Genomic DNA, 19258 nt, shown 5'->3' with positions numbered 1-19258 from the left:
AACCTAATCCCGCTTACAAAATGCAGTGAACTGATCCCCCTACTCTCTCGAAATTAAACCATTTACTGGCCAAATGCCACCATTTTACGCACATTCAAACGACAAAGAAGCAGTGACGGGTTCTTAAAACTCATCACTGCTTCTGCTTTAAAATTCAATTAATCAGCTTCCAAACCCTTGTCGCAAGGAAGAATCGATTACATCATACCGCCCATACCTGGTTGTGCGGGTGCAGCTGGTGCAGCAGAATCATCCTTTGGTTCATCGGCAACGACAGCTTCAGTAGTCAACAGCAATGCTGATACAGAAGCAGCATTTTGAAGTGCTGAACGTGTCACCTTAGTTGGATCCACGATACCAGCTTTAACCATGTCTTCATACTTATCGGTTGCTGCATTATAGCCAATGCCTTGATCTAAGGTCTTCATGTGTTCAACGATGACAGAACCCTCAACACCGGCATTTTCAGCAATCTGGCGAACAGGTTCTTCAAGTGCACGACGCACAATTTGAACACCTGTTGCTTCGTCACCCTCAGCTTCAACTTTATCAACGTCGCCAATGACATTAACCAAAGCAGTACCACCACCCGGTACAAAGCCTTCTTCAACGGCTGCACGGGTAGCGTTCAAAGCATCTTCGATCCGGTACTTACGTTCCTTCAGTTCAGTCTCAGTTGCGGCACCAACACGGATCACAGCAACACCGCCAGCCATCTTAGCTAGACGTTCCTTTAACTTATCACGGTCAAAGTCAGAAGTTGTTGCGTCAATTTGTGACTTGATTTCAGCAACTCGTTCTTGAATCTGTTCCTTAGCACCAGCGCCTTCAACGATAGTCGTGTCATCCTTGGTAACGTTGACCTTGTTAGCTTGACCAAGTTGTTCGATCGTAGCATCCTTCAAATTCAAGCCTAAATCATCAGTGATCACTGTACCACCAGTCAAAACAGCGATATCTTGAAGTTGAGCCTTCCGACGGTCGCCAAAACCGGGTGCCTTTACAGCAACAACGTTAAAGGTTCCACGCATCTTGTTCAATACAAGTGTTGGTAATGCTTCACCAGTAATATCATCAGCAATGATCAACAGCGAACGACTTTGCTCAACAACTGACTGTAACAGTGGTAAGATGTCTTGGATATTACCAATCTTCTTATCGGTAATCAAGATGTATGGGTTATCGAGGTTAGCTTCCATCTTGTCATTATCAGTAACCATGTACTGTGACATGTAACCACGATCGAATTGCATTCCTTCAACAACGTCAAGGCTGGTATCAACACCACGAGATTCTTCAATCGTGATAACCCCGTCGTTACCAACCTTTTCCATGGCCTCAGCAATCAACTTACCAACTTCTTCATCAGCTGAAGAAATGGAGGCGATTTGCGCAATATCATCCTTAGTTGCAACCTTGTGACTCATACCGTGAAGTGCCTTAACAGCAGCAGTCGTAGCTTTTTCGATCCCACGACGAATGCCAACTGGGTTAGCACCGGCAGTCACGTTCTTCATGCCTTCGTTAACAATAGCCTGGGTCAAAACAGTAGCAGTAGTAGTACCATCACCGGCAATATCGTTAGTCTTTGAAGCAACTTCAGCAACCAACTTGGCGCCAAGGTTTTCAAAGTGGTCAGAAAGTTCAATTGCCTTTGCAATCGTAACACCATCGTTTGTAATGGTCGGGTTACCATATGATTGTTCCAAAACAACGTTACGACCCTTAGGACCGAGAGTTGTTTTTACTGTATCTGCTAATTTGTCCACACCAGCAAGCATTGATGAGCGGGCTTCTTCAGAAAATTTAAGTTCCTTAGCCATAATTTAACTTCACCTCATAATTAGTATAGTTTAAACATTAAATTCTTGATTGAAACTAGATTAGTCGACGATGGCAACTAAATCCTTTTCGTGGACTACCAAGTAAGTGGTGCCCTCGTACTTAACTTCAGTACCAGCGTATTTATCAAATAAGACAGTGTCGCCTTCCTTAACGCTTGGCGCAACCTTTTCACCATTGTCAAGCACACGGCCATCACCAACAGCAATAACCTTACCCGTTTGTGGCTTCTCCTGCGCATTGCTTGCTAACACGATACCGCCAACAGTTGTTTCCTCTTCTTCTTGTGCTTGTAAAATAACACGGTCTCCTAATGGTTTTAACACTTGAATCCCTCCAATAAATATAAAGTTTAGCACTGTTAGCACTCATCTAACATAAGTGCTAATCACAGTTAATACTATAAAATTATTCCTTTTCAATTGCAAGAGATTTCACCAAAAATTTTTAAATACCCACCAAAACTCGTAATTTCTAAGCTTTTTCATAAAAAAAGAATGGTTAGCACTTGGCTAATCATTCTGAGTCGGATTGCACCACCCTAGTCCTCATCATTATAATGATCAAGGAAGTAAATCAGCGTTTGCAATTCATTAGTCAGATCAACGTTTTGAACCCGTACGTCCTTTGGTACAGACAACCGTAATGACGTAAAGTTCAGGATCCCTCGAACCCCACCGGCAATTGCTTCATCGGTGACGTCTTGGGCAACTGACGAAGGCACAGTTAAAATCACGATTTTAATCTGTTGGTCTTCCAGTTGTTTACGCAGTTCTGCCATCGGATAGATTGGGACACCGCTTTGAACGGTATTCGCCAAATCTGGCCGAACGTCAAAAGCCGCACTGATTCGCACATTACTGTTTTGGTGGAAATTAAAGTTTAGCAGGGCATTACCTAAATTACCAACCCCGATCAGGGCGGCGTTGGTCAACTTATCCTGATTTAAAATTTTCTTGAAAAACTTTAGCAAACTCTCGACATCGTAGCCGTAGCCGCGCTTACCAAGTGCGCCAAAGTAGGAAAAATCACGGCGAATAGTGGCCGAATCAACCTTAACAGCATCTGAGAGCTCAGTGGATGAGACCCGCGTCTTGTCAGCATCTTTTAAGATATTTAAATAGCGATAATAAATCGGCAAACGTTTTGCGGTTGCCTTTGGAATCTTCTGTTCTGTCAAGTCTCTTGTCCTCCTTGTGAATGATAGAAAGTAAACGATCTTGAAACTTCAATGATAGCAAATTAATAGGAAAAACAGCGCTTGTGAAATCATCGTCCTAGTTAATTGTAGCATATTCGGCTATTTTGTGAAATAATTTTCAATAAAAAATAGCAGAACCACGATGATAGCCTATCGGAAGCCATGCATTTAATGTTAAAATAGTTTCACAATAGAAAGGTAGCTGATTCAACATGTTATTACAGGTCCAACAAGTAACACGTCGATTCGGTGCGGATACCCTTTTTGACAATGTCAGTCTGGACGTGCCTGAACACGGGCGGGTTGCACTGGTCGGTCGAAATGGGGCGGGTAAATCAACCCTCGTTCGTATGATCACTGGAATCGATGCGCCCGATGAGGGTCAAATTATCTATAAAAAAGGCATGACCATCGGGTATCTCGCCCAAGATACCGGCCTTGATTCCAACAACTCTATTTGGGACGAAATGACTAGTGTATTCAAGGATCTGCAAGATCAAGAGGCTGAACTTCACCACCTCGAAGAACAGATGAGTGATCCTGAAATCATTAATAATCATGAACGTTTTGAACAAATATCGAAAACCTATGATCAACTGCAAACTAAGTTTAAACGCGACAACGGTTATGGTTACCGAGCGGAGATTCGTGGTGTGCTGCACGGCTTCGAGTTTGACGAACCAGATTATAACCGCTCGATAAATGAACTATCAGGTGGTCAAAAAACGCAGCTGGCACTGGCAAAATTACTCTTGGAAAAACGCGATTTGCTAGTCCTGGACGAACCCACCAACCACCTGGATGTTGAAACGTTGACCTGGCTGGAAGGCTATATCCAATCATACAAAGGGGCGTTACTGATCGTTTCTCACGACCGGTACTTCCTTGACCGGTTAGTATCTGACGTCTACGAAATGTCGATGGGCACAGTCACCCACTTTCACGGTAATTATTCGGCCTACGTGACCCAAAAAGCTGCTCAATTACAACGGCAGTGGAAGGAATACGACAAGCAACAACATAAAATTTCACAACTGGAAGACTTTGTGAACCGCAACATCGTCAGGGCTTCCACCACCAAACGGGCGCAGGCACGTCGCAAACAATTAGCAAAAATGAATCGGATCGAACGGCCAGAAGCGGACAATAAGGTGGCCCATTTTGAATTCACGCCCCATCGGCAGAGTGGCAACATTGTTTTAACAGTGCGGGATCTGGCCGTTGGTTACGATCCTGGAAAAGTGTTGGCACAGCCAATTGATTTGAACGTTAAAAAACATCAGGCAATTGCCATTGTTGGTCCAAACGGTGTGGGTAAATCGACCCTTCTAAAAACTATCTTGGGTCAAATACCGGCTTTAGGGGGTAGTGTTCGTTTTGGAACTGGCGTTGATACCGGTTACTACGATCAAGAGCAAAAGTCATTGCACGGCAATAAAACGGTTTTAGATGAACTCTGGGATGATCACCCCACCACACCTGAAAGGGATATCCGAACGATTCTTGGTAGTTTTCTTTTTAGTGGTGAAGATGTTGACAAGATGGTCCACAGTTTGAGCGGTGGGGAAAAGGCCCGTCTTCTGCTCACCAAGTTAGCCATGAAACACGATAATTTCCTGATTCTTGATGAGCCGACCAACCATCTGGATATCGACAGCCGTCAAGTACTCGAAAATACCCTCAACGATTTTGACGGAACAATTTTGTTTGTTTCTCATGACCGGTATTTTATCAATCAAGTCGCTACCTCAGTCGTTGAATTATCTGCCAAAGGTTCTGAACTCTACCTAGGTGATTACGACTACTTCATTGAAAAGAAGGAAGAGCAGCAGGCTTTGGCCGAAAAAGCCCGCGAAGAAGCTGCTGATGCCAACGATGGCGCCCCAACTAAAACCGTTAGTCAAAGCAAACAGAGTTATCAAGCTTCTAAGGAAACCCAAAAGCAGCAACGTAAGCTCAGTCGTGAAGTGGAAGCACTAGAAAATAAACTTACTGAACTCGATGAAAATAAGCATCAACTTGAAACAACGATGACTCAACCTGACGTTTTTTCAGATCCTACCAAAATGGCAGAGCTCCAAAGTCAACTTGAATCGGTCACTAAGGAAATCGAGGTCACAGAAGCAAGTTGGGAGGAGACTTCTTTACAGTTGGAAGAATTAACGGGCTAGATTCGTTGATCTTTTTGAAATACTGGAAGTGGTTCACACTTCAGTTTAGTCATCAAAAAGGTGGTCATCAATTTCGTTAGTGAGCGAAATTGATGACCACCTTTTTGAATACGCTAAAACCGATTTACTATTTCATTGAAATTAAACTTAAGCCATGAAATCAAATTCTAAGCTTGGGTCAGCATTTAAATCTAGCTTGCCAAAATGTTGCTGTTGATATTCCACATAAGCTTCTGCACCAATCATTGCAGCGTTGTCACCACATAATTTAAGTGGTGCCTTAACAAACTCAACCGAATCAAAGGCCTGCAATTCAGCCGTTAAACGTTCTCGCAAACCTTGATTGGCAGCCACACCACCTGCTAAGATCAGTTGTTTCACTTGCGGATAAGCATCCAAAGCCCGAACGGTTTTGTCTGCAAGGACATCAACCACTGCGGCCTGAAAACTGGCAGCTAAGTCTTCACGGTTTAATGTCTCACCAATTTGATCGGCGTGGTGGACAGTGTTAATAAAGGCACTCTTTAAACCACTAAAACTAAAGTCAAACGACTCAGAATCATCCATTGCACGCGGAAAGTTGAAGGTATCCTTCCCGAGATGGGCAAGCCGGTCAACTTCCTTACCAGCTGGATAATTGATACCCAGTACCCTACCAATCTTATCATAGGCTTCACCCGCCGCGTCATCCCGAGTCTCACCAATGATCTCGAATTTACCTGGAGCAGCCAGGTAGACTAATTCAGTATGCCCGCCTGATACTAACAGGGCCAATGAAGGAAATTCAATTGGCTTAACGTAACGCGCCGCGTAAATATGCCCGGCCATGTGGTTGACCGGAATTAATGGCAGATGGTGAGCATAGGCCACCGTCTTAGCCGCGGTCACACCAATCAATAACGCACCAACTAATCCCGGTCCGTAAGTGACAGCTACTGCATTAAGATCACTGTACCCGACGCCTGCTTTCGACATGGCAAGGTCAATACAGTCAGTGATCTGCTCAATATGGTGACGACTAGCCACTTCGGGTACCACACCGCCAAACCGTTGGTGACTCTTAATTTGGGTTGCCACGATATTAGACAAAATTTTAGAACCGTTTTCGACAACTGAAACACTCGTTTCGTCACAGCTGGACTCAAAAGCTAAAATTAGATTACGTTCCACGTGACCCCTCTCCTTTCTTAGAACGAATTAAATTGATAATTTCATTAAAACGGCATCCTCGTCTGGATGTTCATAATAGTCTTTTCGCACGCCGATCGGCTTAAAACCCACTTGGCAATATAAATTTCGTGCAGGCCAATTAGCAGCTCGGACCTCTAAAAAAACGTCGGTACCAGCCGTCAACTTAGCAAATAGGGCTGCCATTAGCTTCTTAGCAAGACCAATTCGTTGATAGTTTGGGTCAACGGCAACACCCGTGATGTCAACTTGATCAAGAACCCGAATGGCACCCACGTATGCTAATAGTTGCCCCTCTACCCGCACGACGGCGTATAAGCGGTGAGCAGCTGCCATATCTTGCTGAAAGCCCGTTAGATGCCAAGCTGCTCCGACGGGATAGGCCCGTTTTGCAACTACTGCACAGGCAGCTGCTAAGGGTGGTAAGGCAGCATTTGACAGCACCTGAGCCTTATAGGTCGTCATCACGTGTCTCTCCAGTCGTTAAAATCATGTCCACAGCATCCTCATGATCGCCAAAGTAATATCCCTTTTTAATACCGGCCTTTTCAAACCCAAGGTCTTGATAAAGCGCTTGAGCCCTGACATTACTTAAACGAACCTCCAAGGAGACTTGGCTTAACCCAAGCTGACGAGCCTTCTTGATCATAATAGCAATTAAAAAATGACCTAACCCGCGGTTTTGAAAGTCAGGCACAACGGCGATATTAGTGATGTGCGCATCACTTTTATCATCGTTAAACGTGCAGCCAATGAACGCCAATAGTCGATCATGTCGCCGTAGCACGAGATACAGCCTGTCAGTCTGACGACGAAGTTCACTGGCAAATGCGGCTGAGTCCCAGGGTGTTTTACCACCGTAGACCGCCCGTTCAATGCCCAACATCTCAGGAATATCAGTAAACTGTGCCTTTGCCAAAAAATAGGCAACGTTTTGAATGTGAACTTCGTGGTTTTTGATGTCTAACACATCTTGGTACTTGGCATCCTGCACTTGAAACATTCGCTGGTACCAGTGCTTAAACTTTTTCAACATAGTCCCTATTATCCTCTTTCGGGTGCTGTCGTTGCCAGTCAGCTTCAGCCTTGGTCAGACGCAAATACCGTGGCACAAACGCATTAATGTCTGTGACGGGTTTTAAACTTTCGCCTAGTCGGCCTAGTTGTACGGCACTTGGCAAACTGTTTTCTTGCGGGTAAGAGATAAAGTGCTCCTTAAGCTGACTATCTAACCGGGTTTTAAAGGCGGCTAAATCACCAAGCACAACAACTGGTTCTCCCAATTTCTTGATTTGCGGTAATAACTTTTCAAACGCAATATGCTGATCTGCAATGACATTTTCGGGTGCGCCGTTTTTAATCCGGTACACACCGGCAAAAACATTGTCATTGCGACCGTCAAACAACACTGCTACCAGTTGGCCTTCAACCGGCACGTTGGCAGCAATCGTTGCTAAACTTGAAACACCCACTAACTCAATATGTAGGGTTTCTGCTAGTGTTTTAGCCGCGGTCACACTCACTCTAATTCCTGTATAGGACCCAGGACCATCTGCCACAATGACGCGGTCCAGATCCTCAGGTTCAAACTGAGCGGCTTTCATTGACGCATTTATGATTGGCAACAAATGTGCCGCGTGTTTTTTAGTGGTCGTTACCGTTGTTGTAGCCAACACCTGATGGTCTTTCATCACAGCAACAGATAACGGCTGATTGGAGGTATCCAATGCCAATACTTTCATTTCGTTGATCTGACCCCTTTTTGTCATTTATACAGCCATCATCATACACCAATGGTTGTGGTAACGCTACTGCTGGTTAGTGATTGGACGCCAATGAAATTCAGCCTCCGTAGCGATTCCGCCGTCTTCCGTCACAATATGGTGTTTGGTGACGATTGGTTCGTTGATATCAGTCAATAGTGTTGCTTCACTGGTGACCATGTGATGGTACTGAACTTCATTTTCAAAACGAATATTGATTCCAGTCAGGTCATGCCGGGTTAGAAAACTCATTGGTAAGGCGTCTAAGAGCCAGTCAAAGTAACGAGCGTTATTCACGTGACCGTTACCGTCAATATCAAAGTAGCGAACCCGATACTTTTTTGATAACAACTGATCTCGATCCGTTAACTTTTTAGGCCGCGCCAGTCTAGGAATCATTTTAACTTTTTCGGACTCGAACGGCTCAATAATGTTGGCCGGAATAGTCACAATCTTACGCGTCTCATGATCCATCGTTACCCAGATACTTTCAACGTGAACACATTCTTTGCCATCACTGTCGTGAACCCAAAATTCGCGAAATGCAAAGTAACGGTTATAACAAGTGGCACGAGTTGTTAGCGTAATGGTCTCATCGGCTTTCGGCAGCCGTGTAATATCCATTTTATACTGGGTAACCACCCAACCGAGTCCTTGCTTGGCAACGACATCACTTCCGACACCAAGGGCGGTCGTCTGGTGCTCAGATGCCAAAATAATCATGTTGACTAACATTGCTGGCGTGACGGTATTGGTCACATCCGCTTCATAAAACGTAATTTGATGTTGTTCTGAAAATGTGCTTGCACCCATATGATTGTCCCCTAATCCTATTTTAATTCTGATCAAGATGATGAAAGATCTGATAAACCTCTTGCTTTCTCATGCCACGCAAATGAGCAACTTCTTTGATTGCCTGATTCGGCTTGAGTCCCGTCGCCATGAGTTGATCAACATGATCTTCAATACTAAGGTTACTGAAGTCCGCCGTTTTTACTGTGGCATTGCCATCGGGATTCCCATTAACAATGATCACGAATTCACCACGAACCCGATCCGAAGTGCTAGCCCAATTCAACAGTTCTTCTAAAGTACCACGAATAAATTGTTCATGCCTCTTAGTCAGTTCCCGGCAAAGGCTGGCGGTTCGGTCATCACCCAAAATTTTAGCCAGTCGCGTAAGCGTTTTGGCCAGTCGGTGCGGTGCTTCATAAAAGATCAACGTTTCCGAACGAGTCTTTAATTCACTAAGTTCTTCAGTTTGTAATTTGGCTTTGCGATCCAAAAAGCCGTAGAAATAAAACGGTTGTGGGTCTAGCCCAGATGCAATCAAGGCTGTCAAACCAGCGTTAGCACCCGGTAACGGTACCACTGGAATACCCGCCTCGATGCAGGCGACGACTAGCTCGTGCCCAGGGTCACTGATTGATGGCATCCCGGCATCACTGACTTGCGCTAAGTTTTGTCCGGCCTTCAATTTTGCTACCAGTTGCGGGATCCGTTCCTGCGTATTATGTTCATGAAAACTAATTTGTGACGTTTCGATTTCGAAGTGATTTAGTAACTTCTGCGTGTTGCGGGTATCTTCAGCAGCAATCAAATCGACCCGTTTAAGAACGTCCACACTGCGAAAAGTCATGTCACCTAAATTACCGATTGGTGTGGGAACCAGGTAGAGTGTTCCAGTCTGATTCTGAGTTGAAAAACTTAACTGTGATTGCAAGTGGCGCCTCCTTTCATCGTTCACCATAGATAACATCTAAGCAAAAAGCACAGGGTTCATTATTTTCGCGACGTTTGCCATATTCAAAATTACAAACGTGAAATCCTTGTTCGTAGAGTTTTTCTAGATTCTGGCGTGATTTCGATAATTGCGGTTCATGACTATCCCCCGTTGGTTCGCCGTTTTCGTGCAGTGCTTCTCTGAGATGCTGATTTTCAATTTTTAATTCGGCGTTTTCTTCCAACGTTTGAGTCACTTCATCTTGAACTTCAGTGAATTTTGCTAACATTTGTGTCATTTCGGCCTGTAAGTTTTTTAGATCTTCGTAGACATCTCGCTTTGCCAAAATTACACCTTCCTTAATTTTCCGATATGTAAGTAACGCACCATAATTACATCCGTCTAGCGCGTTAAGCCACTTTTTTAAGTTCCGCTAAAATGTTAAGCGTCAACGTTTCCAAAATACTTTGAATGTTCATGTTGCTTGCCAATAACTTCTTGGTACCTAAAGCCGCCGTCAAAATGTCTAATAATTGCTGCCGGGTTAACGATTGGGCCACGTTCACCGTGGTCTGCTGAAGCTCTGGAAATGCTGTATCGAGAGCGTCTGGCAAATACTTAACTCTTAACGTTGTCTCCCATAGTAAGATAATTGCGTCCAGTAAAACTCCCTGATGATCCCGATCACTTGCAAGGGGCATCAGCCCAGTTGAAACGGTGACAAATGCCATGTCATCGCGTTTGGCTAATTGTCCAAACCAGCGGCTCAACTCGTGCTGACAATTGGCCAGCCAATCATCATTAGTCAGTTTTTCCGCAATTTCCAAACTATTTGTCAGCGCACTCAGTAACGAAATTTGATTGTCAGAGATTTGACGCTCACGTAATGTGTCGGCAAATGCAGAACTGGATAACGCCGGAAATTCAACCACTTGCGACCGGGATAGAATCGTCGGCAAAATCATGCTTTTGTTGGTAGTCAGTAGGAAAATCACCCGGTTGGCAACCGGCTCTTCAATGAATTTTAATAATCCGTTAGCCGCGTTGGTCGTCAACGTCTCAGCACCCTCGATAATAAAGACTTTCGTGGCGCCTTCAACTGGACTCTTAGAAAATTCATCTTTAATGTAGCGAACCTGATCGATCTTAATTCGCTGACCATCAGGTTCCACCATTACAACATCTGGGTTATCGCCCGCCAAAATCCGGCGACATTCTGGACAATGCCCACACGGTAGCCCCGAGTTAGTTGGCTGCTGGCAAAATAGCCGCATGGCAACAACTTGTGCCACGGCGCGCTTTCCACAACCTGGTAGGCCCGAAAATAAATAGGCGTGACTCAGCCGGTTAGTCGTCACCAAATGAATAAAATGATTCATTAGCCGAGGTTGCTTTTGCTCAGCTTGTTCAATTAAGTTCTGTTCAGCTTGCTCAGCCACGATAACGAGTCACTCCTTAGAATTAAAATTGATGAAATTCATCAATCGGTAAAACAAAGACGGTTGCCCCACCCACTTGAACTTCAACGGGATAGCCAGTAGTGCTGTCCATTTGAGTATCCAAATTAACCGACGGGGTCATAAATTGTTGTCGAGTTCGAGAGGTCTCTTTAATCAGATCAAGGACTTCTTGCACCCGTTTATCTTCGACACCAATCATATAGGTGGTATTGCCAGACTTTAAAAAACCACCGGTGGTTGATAACCGAGTTGCCCCCAGACCGGCTTTAACAAATTCACTGCGAAGTCGGTTAGCATCCTTATCCTGAACGATAGCGATCACTAACTTCATACCTGCTCCTCCTCCCTATTCCTGACCGATTCTTTGATGCTTTTTAATCGCGTTAATAATTAGTGTGGTGGCCGTGTCGATCACCGTTGCGACGGGCTGGGTCGCATCAACAGTAACAATTCGATCCGGATGGTCAGCGGCTAAGCGCAGATAAGCCGCCCGGACACGTTTATGAAAACTCAACGTTTCTGCATCAAGTCGATCAACCACGTCCCGATGAGCCTTAATTCTTGCAAGACCCACTTCTGAAGGGACATCCACGTAGATCGTTAAATCTGGAGTCAATCCATTGGTGGCAAACTGGTTCATCTCGTAGACGGCATTTTCACCAATTTCACGGCCCGCACCCTGGTAGGCAACCGAACTATCCACAAATCGATCACACAGTACCACCTTGCCAGCATCTAGTGCCGGTTGAATCGTTTCTTGGATGTGCTGACGTCGTGCAGCAGCGTACAATAGTGCTTCGGTTCTGACATCCATCTGAGTGTTTTTAGGGTTCAAAATAATGTCACGAATGGCCTCCGATATTTGGTTGCCCCCTGGTTCACGGGTGACCACAATGTCGTTGCGATGAGCCTGTTTAAACTGCTCAGAAATTGCTGATAAGACGGTTGTTTTACCCGCACCATCCGGCCCTTCGAAGGTGATAAATAGTCCTGCCAAATTCAGTTACCTCGATCTCCAAATAATTACCGCTAAGAAACTGACGGTTTCGTTAGCCGTAGAAATTGATACGACACATTGCAATTGTACTTGATTACAGGTGTGGGTGCAAGCGGTAAGAGACTGCTATTACAGGCTTTTCCAACTGCATAAAACATGTTGATAGCGTCAAAAATGACGTATAAAATATGAAATCAGCTCGCCTCAGCTGGGATATAAATAACTTTAAGTTCTGCCATGTTTCACTGCTGCTAATAAGGCTAATAATCATTCCTGAAAAAAGTTTGGGTTTGACAAATTAAAATGCAGGCAAGTGAATTCACCTACCTGCATTTTATTGATCGTTCATGGCTTCTAACCGAGCAGCTCAACCACCCTAGCAAGCCACCACTACTCTTGACACGTTTTAAAAATCAAACACTGACGGCTGAATATGCTGGCCGCGAACGTGACGTAACCGTGCTTCACGGTATAAAAAGAGGTACTTTTGCCGAGCTAACGCCGTTTGAGCAGTAATTTCTTCGTCAACATCCGCGATCGCAAGCTCGGTTTGCTTGGCGTGATCCCATTCTTCCTTCGCGTGTTCAATGGTCGTCAACAACTGGTTATCATATTCTTGTTTAATGTGGCGTTTTCGATTTCCAAACAAGGCATTCACATCCTTACATTTCCGTACGGCCTTCGACCGCTTTATACAGCGTCATTTCATCAGCGTATTCAATATCACTGCCAACTGACAAGCCATGCGCCAAGCGAGTGACTTTGATGCCTGCCGGTTTGATCAGCCGTGACAGATACATCGCAGTGGCCTCGCCCTCAGGAGTTGCATTGGTTGCGATAATAACTTCCTTAACGGCGTCGTTGGACTGCAATCGTTTTAAAAGACTAGCCATGTTCAAGTCTTCAGGACCCTTACCTTCAATCGGTGAAAGAACACCATTCAGTACGTGATACAGGCCGTGATACTCCTTCATTTTTTCCAACGTCATAATATCTTTAGCCTGTTCCACAACCAAAATCTGACTCTGGTCACGAGTCTTGTCACGGCAAATATCACAGGGATCATTTTCCGTGATATTACCACAGATTGAGCAAAAATGTAGATCCCGCTTTGCCGATATCAGCGACTTCGCAAAACGAGTGACGTCGTCGCCATTCATATCAATCGTATAAAAAGCCAGCCGGGTAGCGGTCTTTTGACCAATACCTGGTAGTTTCATATAACTATCGATCAGTTGCGCAATTGGTTCTGGGTATTGCATAGTTACCAATCACTCCTTCATTACCAATTTACATACCGGGTAAATTATTCGTGTATTTGCCCAACGTTTGCTTGCCCTCATCATCAATTTGTTTGAGCGCCGCATTGACTGCTGCCATAATTAAATCGCTTAACATATCTGGGTCATCTGGGTCGATGGCCTTGGGGTCAATGGTCAAATCCGTCATTTCGCGTTTTCCTGTGAAGGTCGCCTTGACTAATTCATCCGGTGACGTTCCAGTATAGGTCTTGCTCTCCATAATCTTTTGTTCTTCAGCAAGCTGTTTTTCCATCTTCTTCATTTGCTTCATCATGTTACCCATATTCCTATTTCCACGCATCATTATCGTATACCGTCCTTCATTTTTAGTCTGATTTAACATCGATCACGTCGTCACCAAACAACTGCTTGGCTTTTGAAACCACCGGATCATCATTCGCTTCAGATTTCACTGGTTCCGCCGATGAAGCCGTGTGGACCTCTTGAGTTTCCTCAGAATCATCTTCTCGTGCGGCAACTTGGTGTTGCTGCAAATAATCCTTTCGAATCTGAGGCCACTGATCGGCCGGAACAAATTCTAATTTGGGAACCTTATGCATCAAACGGTCAAGGCCGTTTTCCAGTGCATCGATCAGTTCCTGATCACCATTAGCCCGCTGTTGCAAGAAAGCGTAGTCAAACGCAATGATAGCACCCTTAGGACTAGCTGCAACCGGCTTCGAGACCCCCATTATCGAACGCTGCGGGATCGACAAAATATTCATCAGGTCCGGCCAAATTTCTTGGAGAGCAGATAGATCCTGTCGCGTTGCAGCACCCAAAATTGGGTAGACCTGACTCAGATTGACCTTCGTGCGCTTCGGTTTTGGCGTTGTCTTAACCGTTTGCAATTTGGCTGGAGTCGCAGTGGCGGCAGTCTGCTGAAGGCTTTCAACCGTTTGCTTGAGATTACTGATCTCATGTTGCAGTCGCTCAATGGTCGCTGAGTCAGCAGGAGCTTGTGTCTGCGCTGGTGCAGCAGCCTTTTGTGGACCTGCAAGCCGAACAGTCAGGACTTCAAGATAAACGTCTTCATGAGTTGTAAACCGCATCTGCTGCTGAATATCATTTAAATCATCAATGATCGTATACAATTGCTGAGGAGTGGCCTCTGACGCTAATTTTTTGAAGTCAGAATCAACCTGATCCATTTCAATCTGGGTCACTAACTCCGGCGACTGCTGATAAAGCAATAGGTCGCGAGTCAAGTTAACGAGGTCCTCAGTAAAACGCTCAGGATCCTTGCCATCAGCTAAAATATCGTGAACAGTCAATAACGCTGCTTGGGTATCTTGTTGCATCACCTGTATCAGGTATTTGACCAGTAACTGCTTACGCACCGCCCCAGTAACAAGTAGCGCGTTATCAAGAGTCACCGTATCATCACCAAAGGATATGACCTGATCCAAAATACTCAAAGCGTCTCGCATGCCGCCTTCAGAAGCCTTAGCAATGACCTTCAAGGCTTCCTCATCGTACTTCAAATCCTTTTCTTTAAGGATGTGTGCCATTCGTTCAAGACTATCTTTTGCTTGAATCTGCTTGAAGTCAAACCGCTGAGTCCTCGAAATAATGGTTGCAGGAATCTTATGGGGTTCCGTTGTTGCTAAAATAAAGATCACGTTTGCTGGTGGTTCTTCCAAAGTCTTCAGCAAGGCGTTAAAAGCACCGGTAGAAAGCATGTGTACTTCATCAATGATATAAACTTTATAGTCGGCTTCGGTTGGCGCATATTTGACCTTATCACGAATGTCACGAATCTCTTCGACCCCGTTATTAGAGGCCGCGTCAATCTCGATCACATCGTTTAACGTTCCCTTAGTAATTGCCTTACAGGTCTCGCATTCGTTGCACGGTTCGCCATCTTTTTGAAACTGACAATTAACCGCCTTTGCAAAAATCTTGGCCATCGAGGTCTTGCCCGTTCCACGGGGGCCCGCAAATAGGTAGGCATGACTAATTTGTTTCGTTTTAATGGCGTTCTTCAACGTCTGGGTGATCAGCGTCTGGCCAATTACCTCATCAAAACGCTGCGGCCGCCATACCCGATATAAGGCTTGGTAACTCATGACTGCATTCCCTCGATTCTTATTAACTGTCTCAAAAACTCACTGACAAACATTATATAGTGTTTGGCAGTCAAATACTACTCCTTCAGATCGTAAAAAAAGTATAAGAAGAGGACGGCAACAAAACCCTGGTTTTGTTCCGCCCTCATTATTGGCATATCAACTTGGAGCACAAAGTGACACGTACTTAGTGCTGCTTCCTTCCGGACCTGACACGATTCGTAAGGCCGCCCTTGCCCCAAGGCCTTGCGGCACTTTATACTGTAGCATATTTCAGCTTAAATGCCAACTAAAAAAGATGAGTTTATGATGAAACTGACCGACTCAAACGGCGCTTTTTATTTCGTTTTCGGGCCGCTTTAAAAAAAGTCTTTAGCATTTGCGCTGATTCATCTGCCAGAATGCCCGCCTTAACGTTCACCTGGTGATTTAACCGATCATCATCTAACACCCTATATAGTGTGGTCACCGCCCCCGCCTTAGGATCCTTCGCACCAAAAATTAAATTTTCAATCCGTGAGTTAATGATTGCGCCACTGCACATCACGCAGGGCTCTAACGTCACGTATAGATCACAGTCGACTAACCGCCAACTGTGAAGAACCTGATTAGCTTCCATAATGGCCAGCATTTCTGCGTGGTCTGCAGCTTGCTGACTGTGTTCTCTGAGGTTGTGACCACGACCAATGATTTCACCATTATGCACAACGACAGCGCCAATTGGAACTTCACCGATCAAGGCGGCCTTATGGGCTTCCAGCAACGCCTGCCGCATAAAATATTCATCCGTTTTTTCCATTATATCTCCTTGACTGACGGCCAAAGAATGGCCATAATAAATGTCGTTACTCTAATACCTCTAAGCACTGTCACTTCACTATATTTTGTGTTTAAATTTAAAAATAGACACAAAATATAGTGGTTCAGGCTTGAATTTTTCACTCACAGGTGTAAACTCTAACTATTGAGAAATTACATAGGAGAGTGATTCTAATGGCAAAAGTGACAGTATATTCACGGAATAATTGCATGCAATGCAAAATGACTAAGCGCTTTTTAACGGAGCACCACGTCGATTTTATTGAACACAATATTAACGAAAGCCCACAGTACGTTGATTATCTTAAGGACCGGGGCTTTCAATCCCTGCCCGTTATTGAGACTGAAAGTGCTCAGTTCAGCGGTTTCAGACCAGATAAATTAAAACAACTGGCGATTTAACATACGCAGGCATTAAGGTGGCGTATTCTGGGTACCAGAAAACGTCACCTTTTTTATTTTACTGAATTTACCACTAAGAGAAAAGAGTGAGTTGAAAAATGAGTTTAAAAGATCTAAAGGATGTCACCTATTATGACCTCAATAACGAAATCAACATTCCGGTAGATGGTCAGATCCCACTGAACAAGGATCAAGAAGCGCTGCAAGCTTTTCTGACTCAAAACGTTGAACCCAACACGATGAAGTTTGATTCCTTACAAGACCGCTTTAACTACTTGTTAGAGAATCATTACATTGAAACCGGTTTTTATAACAAATATCAATTTAAATTCATTGAGTCACTATACGATTATTTAAAGTCTCAGGATTTTCACTTCAAATCCTTTATGGCTGCTTACAAATTTTACGCACAGTACGCACTACGCACCAACGATAACGACTATTATTTGGAGAACTTCATTGACCGTGTCGCAATGAACGCACTGTACTTTGCGGATGGCGATGAAAAATTAGCCATGGACCTAGCCGATGAGATTATCCATCAACGTTACCAACCGGCAACGCCGAGTTTTTTAAACGCCGGGCGAAAGCAGCGTGGTGAGTTAGTCTCATGTTTCTTGATTCAAACCACGGATGATATGAATACCATTGGTCGAACAATCAACTCTGCTCTTCAACTATCACGAATTGGTGGCGGTGTTGGCATCAACCTCTCAAATCTGCGGGGTGCTGGTGATCCAATCAAAAACATCGAAGGCGCAGCTAGCGGTGTTGTACCAGTCATGAAACTGTTAGAGGATAGTTTTTCCTATTCTAACCAACTGGGTCAACGTCAAGGTGCTGGTGTGGTTTATCTTAGCGTCTTCCACCCTGATATCATTGCCTTTTTGTCGGCAAAGAAAGAAAACGCCGACGAAAAGATTCGTTTGAAGACCCTTTCGCTTGGTGTCACAGTTCCAGATAAATTCTACGAACTGTGCCGCGACAACCAAGACATGTACTTATTCAGCCCATACGACGTGGAGCGGGAATACGGCGTCCCATTTAGTTACGTAGACATTACCAAAGAATACGATCATATGGTTGCTAACGATGCGATCCATAAAAAGAAGTTGCCAGCTCGTGAGTTGGAAACTGAAATTGGCAAACTGCAACAGGAATCTGGTTATCCTTACATTATTAACGTTGACACCGCTAACCGGGATAACCCGATTGATGGCCGAATCGTCATGAGTAATCTCTGCTCAGAAATTTTACAGGTTCAAACCCCATCGACGGTGGATAACACCCAACACTACATTCAAATGGGTCGTGACATTTCCTGCAACCTAGGATCAACTAATATTGTTAATTTAATGCAGAGTCCTAACTTCGGCCACTCGGTGGAGACAATGGTTCGGGCACTGACTTTCATTACCGATCACTCGGATATTGACGTTGTTCCTTCCATCCAAAATGGTAACAAACTAGGCCATACGATTGGCCTAGGTGCCATGGGACTGCACAGCTTCTTTGCTAAGAATCAAATGATGTACGGTGATCCAGAAACCATTGAATTTACAAATATTTACTTTATGTTGCTGAACTACTGGACTCTAAAAGCTTCTAACGAGATTGCTAAGGAACGCAAGACCACCTTCTACAACTTTGAGAAGAGTGATTATGCTAACGGCAGTTACTTTGACAAATACACAAATCAAACCGGTGAATTCATGCCGCAATCTGATAAGGTCAAGGCACTATTCAAAGATACTTTCATTCCTACAGCCGCTGACTGGAAAGCCCTAAAAGAAGCTGTCATGAAAGATGGTTTGTATCACCAGAACCGATTGGCCGTGGCGCCAAATGGTTCAATCTCTTACATCAACGATACGACTGCCAGTCTTCACCCGATCATTAATCGAATTGAAGAACGACAGGAAAAGAAGATCGGCAATATTTACTATCCCGCCCCATACCTTTCAAACGAAACCTTACCATATTACAAGTCAGCTTACGACACTGACATGCGTAAAGTAATTGACGTTTATGCTGCAGCACAGCAACACGTAGACCAGGGAATGAGCATGACGCTCTTCATGCGTTCAACGATTCCTGAAGGCTTGTATGAGTGGAAGAACGGTCGAACTAATAAGATGACGACTCGTGACCTCAGTATTTTGAGAAATTACGCCCATAAGAAGGGACTCAAATCGATCTACTACGTCCGGACATTCACCGATGATGATAGTGAGATTGGTGCTAACCAATGTGAAAGTTGCGTCATTTAGTCAACTTAACATTTGGCAAACATTAAGATATCAAACTGGCAGTTTAAACGCA

The 19258-nt window shown here is 44.4% G+C and carries 21 protein-coding genes and 1 other RNA gene; 3 read left to right on the top strand and 19 right to left on the bottom strand.

Annotated elements, in window-relative coordinates; genetic code table 11:
• Window positions 1-197: 197 nt before the first annotated feature.
• The 3 genes from groL to GM612_RS07040 form a co-directional block, all read right to left on the bottom strand.
• Complete coding sequence (groL, locus tag GM612_RS07050; RefSeq protein ID WP_155431681.1) at window positions 198-1823, bottom strand: chaperonin GroEL; 1626 nt, start codon at window positions 1821-1823, stop codon at window positions 198-200.
• A gap of 60 nt (window positions 1824-1883) precedes the next feature.
• The gene (groES, locus tag GM612_RS07045) at window positions 1884-2168 is read right to left on the bottom strand and encodes a co-chaperone GroES (RefSeq protein ID WP_343031841.1); all 285 of its coding nucleotides are present in this window, start codon (window positions 2166-2168) and stop codon (window positions 1884-1886) included.
• 215 nt (window positions 2169-2383) lie between these two features.
• Window positions 2384-3022, bottom strand: coding sequence for a redox-sensing transcriptional repressor Rex (locus GM612_RS07040; protein ID WP_155431680.1), 639 nt, complete (start codon window positions 3020-3022; stop codon window positions 2384-2386).
• Window positions 3023-3255: 233 nt separating this feature from the next.
• Here GM612_RS07040 and abc-f point away from each other — a divergent pair, with 233 nt between their 5' ends.
• On the top strand, window positions 3256-5214 hold the full coding sequence (gene abc-f, locus GM612_RS07035; protein WP_155431679.1) for a ribosomal protection-like ABC-F family protein: 1959 nt from the start codon (window positions 3256-3258) through the stop codon (window positions 5212-5214).
• Between the two features lie 147 nt (window positions 5215-5361).
• On the opposite strand, the gene tsaD is transcribed toward abc-f, so the two are convergent.
• From tsaD to tadA, 16 genes are all read right to left on the bottom strand, one after another.
• Window positions 5362-6384: a tRNA (adenosine(37)-N6)-threonylcarbamoyltransferase complex transferase subunit TsaD gene (gene tsaD / locus GM612_RS07030; RefSeq protein WP_343031840.1), complete on the bottom strand. Its 1023-nt coding sequence runs from the start codon at window positions 6382-6384 to the stop codon at window positions 5362-5364.
• 27 nt (window positions 6385-6411) lie between these two features.
• Complete coding sequence (rimI, locus tag GM612_RS07025; RefSeq protein WP_155431678.1) at window positions 6412-6867, bottom strand: ribosomal protein S18-alanine N-acetyltransferase; 456 nt, start codon at window positions 6865-6867, stop codon at window positions 6412-6414.
• On the bottom strand, window positions 6854-7438 hold the full coding sequence (rimI, locus tag GM612_RS07020; protein ID WP_155431677.1) for a ribosomal protein S18-alanine N-acetyltransferase: 585 nt from the start codon (window positions 7436-7438) through the stop codon (window positions 6854-6856). The genes rimI (GM612_RS07025) and rimI (GM612_RS07020) overlap by 14 nt, the downstream gene beginning before the upstream one ends.
• Window positions 7422-8144 carry a tRNA (adenosine(37)-N6)-threonylcarbamoyltransferase complex dimerization subunit type 1 TsaB gene (gene tsaB, locus GM612_RS07015; RefSeq protein WP_155431799.1) on the bottom strand — a complete coding sequence of 241 codons (723 nt, stop codon included), beginning with the start codon at window positions 8142-8144 and terminating at the stop codon, window positions 7422-7424. The genes rimI (GM612_RS07020) and tsaB overlap by 17 nt, the downstream gene beginning before the upstream one ends.
• A 66-nt stretch (window positions 8145-8210) precedes the next feature.
• Entirely contained in the window at window positions 8211-8978 is a 768-nt protein-coding gene (locus tag GM612_RS07010; RefSeq protein ID WP_155431676.1) for an acyl-[acyl-carrier-protein] thioesterase, read from the bottom strand.
• A gap of 22 nt (window positions 8979-9000) precedes the next feature.
• Window positions 9001-9915, bottom strand: coding sequence for a 16S rRNA (cytidine(1402)-2'-O)-methyltransferase (gene rsmI / locus GM612_RS07005; protein WP_155431675.1), 915 nt, complete (start codon window positions 9913-9915; stop codon window positions 9001-9003).
• Window positions 9902-10234, bottom strand: coding sequence for a DNA replication initiation control protein YabA (locus GM612_RS07000; protein ID WP_155431674.1), 333 nt, complete (start codon window positions 10232-10234; stop codon window positions 9902-9904). Before GM612_RS07000 ends, rsmI begins: the two co-directional genes overlap by 14 nt.
• Before the next feature lie 64 nt (window positions 10235-10298).
• Window positions 10299-11327, bottom strand: coding sequence for a DNA polymerase III subunit delta' (holB, locus tag GM612_RS06995; RefSeq protein ID WP_343031839.1), 1029 nt, complete (start codon window positions 11325-11327; stop codon window positions 10299-10301).
• 22 nt (window positions 11328-11349) lie between these two features.
• Window positions 11350-11679 carry a cyclic-di-AMP receptor gene (locus tag GM612_RS06990; RefSeq protein ID WP_155431673.1) on the bottom strand — a complete coding sequence of 110 codons (330 nt, stop codon included), beginning with the start codon at window positions 11677-11679 and terminating at the stop codon, window positions 11350-11352.
• Window positions 11680-11694: 15 nt separating this feature from the next.
• Complete coding sequence (tmk, locus tag GM612_RS06985) at window positions 11695-12345, bottom strand: dTMP kinase (RefSeq protein WP_155431672.1); 651 nt, start codon at window positions 12343-12345, stop codon at window positions 11695-11697.
• A 406-nt stretch (window positions 12346-12751) separates the two neighbouring features.
• The gene (locus tag GM612_RS06980; RefSeq protein ID WP_425500338.1) at window positions 12752-13003 is read right to left on the bottom strand and encodes a YaaL family protein; all 252 of its coding nucleotides are present in this window, start codon (window positions 13001-13003) and stop codon (window positions 12752-12754) included.
• A 4-nt stretch (window positions 13004-13007) separates the two neighbouring features.
• Complete coding sequence (gene recR / locus GM612_RS06975; protein WP_155431670.1) at window positions 13008-13607, bottom strand: recombination mediator RecR; 600 nt, start codon at window positions 13605-13607, stop codon at window positions 13008-13010.
• 28 nt (window positions 13608-13635) lie between these two features.
• Complete coding sequence (locus GM612_RS06970) at window positions 13636-13950, bottom strand: YbaB/EbfC family nucleoid-associated protein (RefSeq protein ID WP_155431669.1); 315 nt, start codon at window positions 13948-13950, stop codon at window positions 13636-13638.
• A gap of 22 nt (window positions 13951-13972) precedes the next feature.
• On the bottom strand, window positions 13973-15715 hold the full coding sequence (gene dnaX / locus GM612_RS06965) for a DNA polymerase III subunit gamma/tau (protein ID WP_155431668.1): 1743 nt from the start codon (window positions 15713-15715) through the stop codon (window positions 13973-13975).
• 158 nt (window positions 15716-15873) lie between these two features.
• Window positions 15874-15960: signal recognition particle sRNA small type (gene ffs, locus GM612_RS06960), an RNA gene on the bottom strand.
• 59 nt (window positions 15961-16019) lie between these two features.
• A complete protein-coding gene (tadA, locus tag GM612_RS06955; RefSeq protein WP_155431667.1) occupies window positions 16020-16514 on the bottom strand; it encodes a tRNA adenosine(34) deaminase TadA in 495 nt (164 codons plus the stop codon).
• A gap of 194 nt (window positions 16515-16708) precedes the next feature.
• Between tadA and nrdH the strand changes: the two genes are divergently transcribed.
• Complete coding sequence (gene nrdH / locus GM612_RS06950) at window positions 16709-16936, top strand: glutaredoxin-like protein NrdH (protein ID WP_155431666.1); 228 nt, start codon at window positions 16709-16711, stop codon at window positions 16934-16936.
• A 98-nt stretch (window positions 16937-17034) separates the two neighbouring features.
• Window positions 17035-19206, top strand: a complete 2172-nt coding sequence (nrdE, locus tag GM612_RS06945; protein WP_155431665.1) for a class 1b ribonucleoside-diphosphate reductase subunit alpha — start codon at window positions 17035-17037, stop codon at window positions 19204-19206.
• The last annotated feature ends 52 nt before the right edge of the window (window positions 19207-19258 follow it).

Source organism: Secundilactobacillus folii (assembly GCF_009720675.1).
In the GTDB taxonomy this organism is placed as follows: Bacteria; Bacillota; Bacilli; order Lactobacillales; family Lactobacillaceae; genus Secundilactobacillus; species Secundilactobacillus folii.
The sequence above is the reverse complement of the archived record's forward strand: the minus strand, read 5'-3'. Positions and strand labels throughout refer to the sequence as shown.

Excerpts from the sequence above, each read along its gene's own strand:
- nrdH (WP_155431666.1), top strand. The coding sequence starts at position 16,709 with ATGGCAAAAGTGACAGTATATTCACGGAATAATTGCATGCAATGCAAA.
- groL (WP_155431681.1), bottom strand. The coding sequence starts at position 1,823 with ATGGCTAAGGAACTTAAATTTTCTGAAGAAGCCCGCTCATCAATGCTT.
- GM612_RS06990 (WP_155431673.1), bottom strand. The coding sequence starts at position 11,679 with ATGAAGTTAGTGATCGCTATCGTTCAGGATAAGGATGCTAACCGACTT.
- tadA (WP_155431667.1), bottom strand. The coding sequence starts at position 16,514 with ATGGAAAAAACGGATGAATATTTTATGCGGCAGGCGTTGCTGGAAGCC.
- abc-f (WP_155431679.1), top strand. The coding sequence starts at position 3,256 with ATGTTATTACAGGTCCAACAAGTAACACGTCGATTCGGTGCGGATACC.
- GM612_RS07010 (WP_155431676.1), bottom strand. The coding sequence starts at position 8,978 with ATGGGTGCAAGCACATTTTCAGAACAACATCAAATTACGTTTTATGAA.
- tsaB (WP_155431799.1), bottom strand. The coding sequence starts at position 8,144 with ATGAAAGTATTGGCATTGGATACCTCCAATCAGCCGTTATCTGTTGCT.
- rimI (WP_155431678.1), bottom strand. The coding sequence starts at position 6,867 with ATGACGACCTATAAGGCTCAGGTGCTGTCAAATGCTGCCTTACCACCC.
- rsmI (WP_155431675.1), bottom strand. The coding sequence starts at position 9,915 with ATGGTGAACGATGAAAGGAGGCGCCACTTGCAATCACAGTTAAGTTTT.
- nrdE (WP_155431665.1), top strand. The coding sequence starts at position 17,035 with ATGAGTTTAAAAGATCTAAAGGATGTCACCTATTATGACCTCAATAAC.
- rimI (WP_155431677.1), bottom strand. The coding sequence starts at position 7,438 with ATGTTGAAAAAGTTTAAGCACTGGTACCAGCGAATGTTTCAAGTGCAG.
- recR (WP_155431670.1), bottom strand. The coding sequence starts at position 13,607 with ATGCAATACCCAGAACCAATTGCGCAACTGATCGATAGTTATATGAAA.
- dnaX (WP_155431668.1), bottom strand. The coding sequence starts at position 15,715 with ATGAGTTACCAAGCCTTATATCGGGTATGGCGGCCGCAGCGTTTTGAT.
- GM612_RS06970 (WP_155431669.1), bottom strand. The coding sequence starts at position 13,950 with ATGATGCGTGGAAATAGGAATATGGGTAACATGATGAAGCAAATGAAG.